Here is a 7,555-nt window from a genome sequence, read left to right on the forward strand (position 1 = left end):
TTATTCACTCTCCCCTTCAAAACGAAAGGACTCATGGCACGTGCACCTGACAAAATGCCCTTTAGAAATCTCGTGCATTTTTGGTGATTGTTCATGTGTAGAAAATGGAATCCATGGAATCCGTCCGGCAAAACGACAACCCTGTTTAGGCAACTGCTGCAAAGAAGGGACATCCCCTTGAATCACATAGAGTTCCCCGGAATCCGATTCGAGGGTGCCATTCGCTTGCGGCATCGAACGCAACAAAGAACGGGTATACGGATGCTTCGGATCCGTGAACAGTTCAACGACCCCGGCTGTTTCGACAATTTGTCCCGCGTACATGACGGCTACTCTATCCGCAATCTCGGCTACGACACCCAAATCATGGGTAATCAGGATGATCCCGGCACCCGTGTCGTCCCTCACTTCGCTCAACAGATCCAATATTTGAGCTTGAACAGTGACATCCAAAGAGGTCGTCGGTTCATCCGCGATGATGATCGGCGGATTACAGGCAACAGCAATAGCAATGCCGACCCGCTGACGCGCTTCCCCGGAGAGCTCATGCGGGTAGCGTGCGGCTGCTCCCTCCGGATCCTCCACCCTAACTTGAACCAACAATTCGCTCACACGAAGCGCACGTTCCTCTTTTGTCATCCTGGTATGATAAAGCAGCACTTCTTCTATCTGTTCACTTACCGTCATCAAAGGATTGAGGGCCGAAAGAGGATCTTGAAAAACCATCCCGATATCGTTTCCTCTTATGCGGTTATAGAGCGTCTCATTCAGATCGATGAGATTCAAGTTCTGGTAGATGATTTCTCCCGAAATCCGCGTGTTCGCCTTATTATGGAGTCCGACGATCGTTGTTGCTAGGGTACTTTTCCCGCAGCCGGACTCTCCAACAATCGCCAAAATTTCATTTTTTTCCAGACTGAAGGAAACGTCGTCGACTGCATCGTAATAGTTATCCTGCATCCGGAATGCGGTGTGCAATGCGTTTATCTCCAGCAAGGGTCTTCCAAGTCCCATCGTGCGCCTCCTCTCATGCTTATATAACAAACTTGATGAAATATCTCCTAACATTATACGTTTAAGCACATGCAAAAACAACCGCTATTCCATTCAGTTTTAATGCATATCATATTTTTGCCATAATCAGCCTTCTTGGCCTGAAAAAAAAGCAACATTGGCATTTGAAAACCGTCAACGTTGCTTCTGTCCTTAAATTATTGCGATCCTTATTTTTGAGAATCGATGTAGTCGACTGCATCTCCTACTGTGATTATCCTCTCAGCATCTTCATCGGAAATCTGTACAGCAAAGACATCTTCCAGTTCCATAACGAGTTCAACAATATCCAATGAATCCGCTCCAAGGTCGTTTTGGAAAGTCAACTCTCTCGTAACCTTTGCTTCATCGACACCGAATCGTTCAATAACCATCTTGGCTACTCGCTCAAAAGTAGTTGTATCTGCCAAGCGTTACACCTCCATTATCGTTCCATAACCAATTACATCACATTTTCTGAAAATATTTTGTAAAGGCTCACATCTATTTTACCCATACGCTAATCTTTTGTCTATATTTTTTTATTCCTGCTCAGTTTTGCTTACGGGTTGGGCATTCATTTCATCAAAGTGCTTCACGACATCATCAATGACGCGGGAACTGATGATTTTACGGATTTGCTTCACTGTGTGGTAGACAGCGACTTTATCCGCAGATCCATGCGTCTTGACGACCGGCGCCCGCAATCCGAACAGAACGGCCCCCCCATGCTTTGAATAATCCATCGTATCTTTGATTTCCGAAAAGGAATCCTTGATCAGCATTCCGCCGATTTTTGTCTTCAGACCGCCCGAAAGCAATTGGGTTTTGATCAACTTCAGCAATGACATTGCGGTTCCTTCCATCGTCTTCAGGACAGCATTCCCGGTGAAGCCATCCGTCACGACGACATCCGCATCGCCGAGCAAAATTTCCCGCGCTTCAATATTGCCTGTGAAATTGAGTTCGGAGTCCTCGTCCAACAACACATAGGCTTTTTTGGACAGTTCACTGCCCTTAGTTGCTTCGGACCCATTGTTCAACAAAGCGATTCTTGGGTTTTCGATGCCTTGCACAAACTTGGCATAATACGAGCCCAAAAGGCCGAACTGGTAGATGTTTTCCGGTTTGCAGTCAGCGTTTGCGCCTGCATCCATCAAGAGAAACTGTTCATTTTCTTTCCCGATGACTGGCAGAATCGGCATCAAGCCGGGTCTGTCGATCCCTTTGATCCGGCCGATGATCAATAATCCGGCTGCCAAAAGTGCACCGGTATTCCCTGCCGAAAATAAAGCGTCGGCTTCCTTGTTCTTGACTGCTTGAGCAGCAAGCACCATCGAAGCTTGTTTTTTTCTGCGGATTGCTTTGACGGGTTCGTCGTCGCTCTCGATCTTTTCGGTCGTATGCACGATTGTGATTTTCCCATCTTCGGCATATTCATTCCCTAAAGCCTTGCGTATTTTGGCTTCGTCACCAAAAAGCAAAAACTCTAAATCATTAAATTCTTTGGCAGCCATTAAAATGCCCTCTACTATTGCTTGGGGCGCAAAATCCCCGCCCATCGCATCGACAGCGATTTTCATAGATCGTATCCCTCACTTTTGTTAGTTTCACTGTAATCTCTTTAACTTCTCTTTTTCGCGTTCGACTGCTTCCCGCAAACTTCCGTAGGCTGGGTTGCTTTCAAAGTCTTGTTCGCGTGTGATTTGGATAGCGTCATTGTGCGCAATATCCAGGATGACGGCATCCCGCACGATATCTCCGGATTTGAAATCGGGCAAGCCGGATTGTTTGTTTCCGAAAAGATCACCCGGTCCACGTAATTCCAAATCCCGTTGGCTCAGGTAGAAACCGTCAGTCGACTCCACCATGATGCGCATGCGTTCCTTGCCGTTATCGGTTTTCGGATCGGCAACCAAGACACAATAGGATTCTTTGTCTCCCCGGCCCACTCGACCGCGCAATTGGTGGAGCTGGGATAATCCGAATCGGTCGGCATCTTGGATGACCATCACTGTTGCATTCGGCACGTTCAGGCCGACCTCGATGACTGTCGTCGATACAAGAACCTGCAGCTCGTTGTTTTGGAAACGGCGCATGATCTGATCCTTTTCTTCGGACTTGAGACGGCCGTGCAACAGACCGATTTGGTATTTCCCTTTGTAATAGGCAATCACGGCTTGATGCACATCTTCCGCATTCTTGACATCCAGCGACTCGGATTTCTCGATCAGAGGCGTGATGATGTACGCCTGTTGTCCATTATCCATCTGTTTCCGGATGAACTCAAGTACATTTTCGATCTTGTCCGATTTGTTCCAAATCGTTTTGATCGGTTTTCTGCCGTCAGGCATCTGGTCAAGCACCGAAACATCCATTTCGCCCATCGTGGTTATCGCCAACGTCCTCGGGATCGGCGTGGCAGTCATGTACAAAACATTCGGGTTGTTGCCTTTTTCGTTCAGCTTGTGCCTTTGTTGTACACCGAAGCGGTGCTGCTCATCGGTGATGACCAAGCCAAGGTCGGCAAAAACGACATCCTCTTGGATCAGTGCGTGCGTCCCGATAAGGATATGCAAGTCACCTGCTGCAAGCCGGTGCAACAATTCTTTTCGGTCCTTTGCCTTCGTGCTGCCGGTAAGCAGGGCAACGGAGACATCAGTATATTCGAACAGACTCTGCAAGGTGCGATAATGCTGTTCCGCCAAAATCTCAGTGGGAACCATGAAAGCCCCTTGGTACCCGCCCAGGACGTTAGCCATCAGGGCGATCACCGCTACGATCGTTTTGCCGCTGCCGACGTCCCCTTGCAACAGCCGGTTCATTTCATAAGGTTTGCGCAGATCCCGGCAGATTTCGTTGACGACCTTCTTTTGTCCATCCGTCAGTTCAAACGGCAAAGTCGCTATGAATCCCTTCAGCTTGTCCACATCATAAAGGATCGGAATGCCTCGGTTGTTCGTTTTGCGGCTCAGTTGCAGCATTTGCAGGCGCACTTGGTAAAGGAAAAACTCCTGATAGACGATTTGCCGTCTTGCTTGCTCTGATTCTTCATCATTTTTGGGAAAGTGCATCGCCCGAATGGCGTCCCTATGGCTCATCAGGTGATACGTCTGCAGCAAATGCTGCGGAAGTATCTCGGGAATGACCGGAGCATAAAGTTCAATCGCCTGTTTGATCAGATTCAGGATGGTCTGCTGCTTGATCGTCTTGTTGACGTGATAAATGGCGGCATAATCATCCTGTCCGTTCGAACTGCCGAGGATCTTCATCCCTGCCAAAGTTTGGCGTGCGCGTTCCCATTTACCGAAGATCGCAACCTCATCCTCAAGCATGATTTTTTGTTTCAGGTAAGGCTGATTGAAGAATGTCACCGATATGATGGCATCTTCGATGGCTAATTTGAATGATAGCCTGCTTTTTTTAAAACCGTAATGGTGGACGACCGGAGCCGTCACGACTTGTCCTTTCAGCGTCACTTTGTCCGAATCCTCGATTTCGTCCAATGTTTTGACTTTTATGTCCTCATAACGGAAAGGAAAATGTGTGATCAGATCATAGATCGTATCGATGCCCAACGAATGCAGCGCCTCAACCCTTTTCGGTCCTACATGGGGCAACTCCCCGACTGGATCATAAATATCCAATTGCTTGTTGTCTTCCGCTTCCATCCGTTCGCCTCCTTTCTTCCGGGAGCAGGACAGTTTCTTTGCCCAACCGTTTTTGAAAAAGAAAAGCCGAACAGAGAAACTCGTTCAGCTTTTTCAGATTATTCTACAGAAAGAAGATAACTGTATACCGGTTGATTTCCTTCTTGCACTTCCACTTCCAAAAAGTCATATTCCGCTTCGATGATCGCTGCAATCTCTTTGCTTTCTTTCTCATCGCTGTCTTCCCCGAAGATGATGGTGACGATTTCGCTGTCATCCGTAATCATTTTTTTCAGGGTTTCTATCGTTGCGGCTTTTCTGTCCTTATCGGCCGTGAGGATTTTCCCGTCGACGATTCCCATGAAGTCATCTTTGGTGATGGCCAATCCGTCTATGACTGTGTCGCGCACGGCATTCGTGATCTGTCCGCTGACAACATTTTCCAGTTCAGCAGTCATGTTGGCTTTATTGGTTTGCAGGTCCTCTGATTCATTGAAGGCAAGCATAGCTGTCAGCCCTTGTGAGATCGTCTTTGAAGCCACTACAACCACATCCGCATCAGACACTTCGGCAGCCTGATCTGCAGCCATGAAAATATTTTTGTTGTTCGGCAAAATGATTGTTTTTTCGGCATTTGTGTTTTCGATCGCCTTAAGGATATCTTCCGTGCTTGGATTCATCGTTTGTCCGCCATTGATGATCGTGGAGACGCCCATGCTCTTGAACAGGGCATGGACACCTTCGCCGGCAGCAACAGCTATCACGCCATAAGGAATTTTTTCAAGTTTCTTGACGGGCGCATCGCCTTTTTCAAGGACTGCATCATGTTGCATGCGCATATTGTCCACTTTTATTTTCATCAATGAACCGAATTTTTGGCCGTAGTTCATGACTTCCCCTGGATATTCGGTATGCACATGGACCTTCACGATTTCATCATCCGCGACGACCAATAGGGAATCCCCGATTTCGTTCAGATGATTACGGAATGTATCGTAGTCAAAGGTGTCCGTCACGGTTTCACCTTCGCCTAATTTGACCATGATCTCTGTGCAATAACCGAATTCAATGTCTTCTGTCGCGATGGAATGCGACACATTATGATAATTTTCCTGGTGAGCGATTTCGGTTACATCCGCTTGTAAGATGACCTTTTCGGCGGAAGGCACTTTTTCTCCGGTCAAGGATTCCATGAACCCCTCATAAATGTATACAAGGCCTTGTCCGCCGCTGTCCACGACGCCTACTTCTTTCAATACCGGCAGCAGATCCGGTGTCTTATCCAATGCGATCTGCGCGACTTTAAGGACCGTTCCCATCAACTCAATAATGTCATCCGTGTGTTCGGCTTTTTTCACACCGGCTTTGGCGGATTCGCGCGCAACCGTCAAAATGGTGCCCTCCACCGGTTTCATGACCGCTTTATAGGCTGTCTCGACCCCGTGGGAAAAAGCCTCCGCAAAATCAGTTGTATTCAATGTTGTTTTGCCTTCGATAGCTTTTGAAAAGCCACGGAACAGCTGGGATAAAATGACGCCTGAGTTCCCTCTAGCCCCCATCAATAAGCCTTTAGCCAAGTCCGACCCTAATTGATCAATTGTTGCAGCATTCGACAGCCTGACGCGTTCAGCTCCGGATGTGAATGATAGATTCATGTTTGTGCCCGTGTCTCCATCCGGAACAGGGAACACATTCAAAGAATTCACATATTCTGCATTCTCGCTAAGGCGTTCGGCGCCGATTGCGACCATCGCCTTAAAGTCTTCCGCTGTTAATTCAGTTTTCTTCACCTTATAATCCTCCTTCACCATAAAGCCTGGTGATCTGTAATCTTTAGTCCTTTAATACTCTAACGCCTTGGACGAACACATTCACTGTATTTGCGGAAAAGCCCAACATCATTTCAAGATTATATTTGACTTGTGTTTGAACATTCCGGCAAATTTCAGAAATTTTTGTTCCGTAGAGTACAATGATATAGACATCAACAGCTACTCCATTTTCTTCTTGGCGAATCACGGCACCGCGTGAATAGTTCTCTTTTTTCAATATTTCACTGATATTGTCTCTGATTTGATTTTTGCTGGCCATGCCGACAACTCCATAATTATCCGTTGCGGCGCCGCCCACTACCGTAGCGATCACGTCGTTCGATAAGTCAACCAGCCCATATTGTGTTTGGATTTTAACTGCCATTTTTAATAGCCTCCTTTATGTATGCACACAATCGTTAATTACAAATTATGATAGCATATTTTATACAAAAGAAATAACTTTTTGCGATTAAATTTCTCATTTCCGCTCGATTTACGGCAATTCTGACTTTTTCCCGAAATATTTTCAGCGTTTTCTCATCTCGCTTTCCTCTCTTTTTGAGGATGGCCAAATGCGGATATTTGATGAGGGCAGGATAAAAAAAACAGCTGTCAAGTATTTTTCCTTTAAAACAGTTGCATTCACTTTTGAATTATGATAAATTAATCAAGTGTATGAATTGGAAAGAAGCTTTGCTTCTGTAACAGCAAAGGAGGAAAGAAAATGTCAAAAGAATGTTTCGTAACAGGACGTAAAAGCCGTTCAGGTAATAACCGTTCCCACGCTATGAACTACACAAAACGTACTTTCAAACCAAACTTACAAAAAGTTCGTATCTTAGTCGATGGAAAACCTAAAAAAGTATGGGTTTCAGCTCGAGCTTTGAAATCTGGTAAAGTTGAAAGAGTATAAAAATATAGATGAGCCCAGGGACCATGCTATGATTCCAGCTCATCTTTTTTTGGCTCTCTGTCAAATGGTGTTGATGAGACATTTTATCTGTTGAAATAAGGGAGCCACATTCACAAACTCCAGAAGAGAATTTTTCTCTTTTGGGG

7 protein-coding genes are annotated in these 7,555 nt (G+C 46.1%); 1 reads left to right on the forward strand and 6 read right to left on the reverse strand.

Translation table 11 applies throughout. The features are described 5' to 3' along the window. From C8U37_RS13425 to C8U37_RS13450, 6 genes are all read right to left on the reverse strand, one after another. Entirely contained in the window at nt 1-1,014 is a 1,014-nt protein-coding gene (locus C8U37_RS13425) for an ABC transporter ATP-binding protein (protein ID WP_108033723.1), read from the reverse strand. Nucleotides 1,015-1,223: 209 nt separating this feature from the next. Beyond that, entirely contained in the window at nt 1,224-1,463 is a 240-nt protein-coding gene (acpP, locus tag C8U37_RS13430; RefSeq protein ID WP_086941651.1) for an acyl carrier protein, read from the reverse strand. A gap of 111 nt (nt 1,464-1,574) precedes the next feature. After that, nucleotides 1,575-2,615 carry a phosphate acyltransferase PlsX gene (gene plsX, locus C8U37_RS13435; RefSeq protein ID WP_108033724.1) on the reverse strand — a complete coding sequence of 347 codons (1,041 nt, stop codon included), beginning with the start codon at nt 2,613-2,615 and terminating at the stop codon, nt 1,575-1,577. Nucleotides 2,616-2,642: 27 nt separating this feature from the next. Beyond that, on the reverse strand, nt 2,643-4,703 hold the full coding sequence (recG, locus tag C8U37_RS13440; protein WP_108033725.1) for an ATP-dependent DNA helicase RecG: 2,061 nt from the start codon (nt 4,701-4,703) through the stop codon (nt 2,643-2,645). 98 nt (nt 4,704-4,801) lie between these two features. Next, nucleotides 4,802-6,472, reverse strand: coding sequence for a DAK2 domain-containing protein (locus C8U37_RS13445; RefSeq protein WP_108033726.1), 1,671 nt, complete (start codon nt 6,470-6,472; stop codon nt 4,802-4,804). 43 nt (nt 6,473-6,515) lie between these two features. Further along, nucleotides 6,516-6,878 (reverse strand): Asp23/Gls24 family envelope stress response protein, encoded by a 363-nt coding sequence (locus tag C8U37_RS13450; RefSeq protein WP_086628151.1) that lies wholly within the window; start codon nt 6,876-6,878, stop codon nt 6,516-6,518. Nucleotides 6,879-7,220: 342 nt separating this feature from the next. On the opposite strand from C8U37_RS13450, the gene rpmB reads away from it, so the two are divergent. Then, nucleotides 7,221-7,409: a 50S ribosomal protein L28 gene (rpmB, locus tag C8U37_RS13455; RefSeq protein ID WP_068562155.1), complete on the forward strand. Its 189-nt coding sequence runs from the start codon at nt 7,221-7,223 to the stop codon at nt 7,407-7,409. Nucleotides 7,410-7,555: the final 146 nt, after the last annotated feature.

The sequence above is a fragment of the Trichococcus patagoniensis genome (genome assembly GCF_003051085.1).
GTDB classification, from domain to species: domain Bacteria; phylum Bacillota; class Bacilli; order Lactobacillales; family Aerococcaceae; genus Trichococcus; species Trichococcus patagoniensis.

Bases quoted from the DNA above. Each gene is read 5' to 3' on its own strand.
- plsX (WP_108033724.1), bottom strand. From the start codon at position 2,615: ATGAAAATCGCTGTCGATGCGATGGGCGGGGATTTTGCGCCCCAAGCA.
- C8U37_RS13425 (WP_108033723.1), bottom strand. From the start codon at position 1,014: ATGGGACTTGGAAGACCCTTGCTGGAGATAAACGCATTGCACACCGCA.
- C8U37_RS13450 (WP_086628151.1), bottom strand. From the start codon at position 6,878: ATGGCAGTTAAAATCCAAACACAATATGGGCTGGTTGACTTATCGAAC.
- rpmB (WP_068562155.1), top strand. From the start codon at position 7,221: ATGTCAAAAGAATGTTTCGTAACAGGACGTAAAAGCCGTTCAGGTAAT.
- recG (WP_108033725.1), bottom strand. From the start codon at position 4,703: ATGGAAGCGGAAGACAACAAGCAATTGGATATTTATGATCCAGTCGGG.